Raw genomic sequence first — 279 nt, 5'->3', positions numbered from 1 at the left:
CTCGGTTGCACGGAAATCGGCATGCTGATCAAACCCGAGCACAGCGCCCTGCCCCGTCTCGACACCACCGGACTGCATGCGCAGGCGGCGGTGGCGTTCGCACTGGGCGACTGAGTCAATCGGTGTTTAGCGTGCGGCGCAGACGCGCCATGCTCAAGGTGTCGACCAGTCGGCCGTCACGCACGGCGTAGTCGCGGAACAGGCCTTCTGTCTCGAAACCGAACTTTCGGTACAGACCGATTGCCGCTTCGTTGTCGGCGTACACCGAAAGCTCGACCC

At 63.4% G+C, this 279-nt stretch carries 2 pseudogenes; one reads left to right on the top strand and one right to left on the bottom strand.

The features are described 5' to 3' along the window. A pseudogene (locus BK660_RS31330) lies at positions 1-114 on the top strand (aspartate/glutamate racemase); the annotation flags it as partial. Between the two features lies 1 nt (position 115). Here the strand turns inward: BK660_RS31330 and BK660_RS31325 are convergent. Next, positions 116-279: pseudogene (locus tag BK660_RS31325) on the bottom strand (GNAT family N-acetyltransferase); the annotation flags it as partial.

The sequence above is a fragment of the Pseudomonas brassicacearum genome (assembly GCF_003732265.1).
Lineage (GTDB): Bacteria > Pseudomonadota > Gammaproteobacteria > Pseudomonadales > Pseudomonadaceae > Aquipseudomonas > Aquipseudomonas brassicacearum_D.
The sequence above is the reverse complement of the archived record's forward strand: the minus strand, read 5'-3'. Positions and strand labels throughout refer to the sequence as shown.